The organism is Photorhabdus kleinii (genome assembly GCF_025384885.1).
GTDB lineage: Bacteria > Pseudomonadota > Gammaproteobacteria > Enterobacterales > Enterobacteriaceae > Photorhabdus > Photorhabdus kayaii.
In genome coordinates this window covers 1-1,151 of record NZ_JAJAFY010000142.1, presented here as the reverse complement: position 1 = coordinate 1,151, position 1,151 = coordinate 1, and the positions used below count along the sequence as shown (strand labels likewise).

Annotated in this window: 1 protein-coding gene; it reads right to left on the bottom strand. The window is 56.0% G+C overall.

Annotated features, from left to right (window positions below; all coding sequences use genetic code 11):
* On the bottom strand, positions 1-1,119 hold a 1,119-nt coding region (locus LG003_RS23040; protein ID WP_262981766.1), incomplete at its 3' end, for a two-partner secretion domain-containing protein.
* Positions 1,120-1,151 lie beyond the last annotated feature (32 nt).

Below are 1,151 nucleotides of genomic sequence, written 5' to 3'. Positions count from 1 at the left end.
CCGGCCCTGATTCTTTAACGCCCCGTTGGCTTGTAAATTCACCGTTGATTGTGACAACAATTTGCCCGCGTTAGTCACATTGGAAGACGACGTTAATTGCAGCCCGTCACGGCTGCTGATGGCGCCGCGGTTTTCTATCCAGCCATCGGCGGTAATATGCACGTCCCCGGCTGAGGCCCCGATATTGCCGGCATTATGGACGCCCACCCCCGTTTCGGTGCCTATTAGCCTAATTTTATGGGCATACATGCCGCCCAGTGCCGCCACATCCAACGCAAACTCCGGGGGCTTCTCATTGCCTGCCGATTTTTTCTCAATCTGTTGATGCGCCACATCCACAATATTGCGCCCGGTGGTCACTTTCAGGTCTTGCGCATGTAATTTGGCGTTAATCGCCACGGAGCGGGCGATAATATCGGTGTAACTTTGCCGGGTGCTGTCCATGCCGTGCCCGTCAATGCGCACTTCCCCCTGATTGACATCAAACCCTTTCAATCGGCCCCGTTCCATCAGGGCTTGCCCGGTGGTGAGCGTGGTGCGATGCGCATTAATAAACCCGCAACCATTACAGGTGATACCCGCCGGGTTGGCAATAATCACCTCGGCTTTATGCCCGGCTACTTCAATCCAGCCGTTGAGGTGACTGCGGTCGTGGCTGTTGACTTCGTTGAGGATAACACTGGCATCCCCTTTGGCTAACCACGGATTACCCGCCACCATGCCGCCGAGTTGGGTCTGTGTGGCCTGATGGCTGTTATTAAGGATAACCCCTTGTTTATCCACATCAAACTGACGGTAGCTGTTGTGAGAAACGCCATCAGAACCGGGCGTCTGGATATTGACCTGCGGCGTACCGTTGGCGCTGCGAATGACGGTCGGTTGCTGACGCCCCGGCGCCTGTCCGTCGGCCACAATCGCTGCCTGTGCAGTGAGTGAAATCCCGCCAAGGGCGAATAACACCCCAAACCGTAGCGCAGTAAGCCGACAACGACGTTGCGGTGAAGAGGGGCGACGAGCGCGGCGTCCGGTTCGTCCGCGCCCGGCACACACTATCTCGGCCACCACCATCCACATCTGACGGGCCTGATTAAAGATAATACGATATAACTGGTTGTTCATGATTTTTGCTCCACACAACACTACCCACTGGC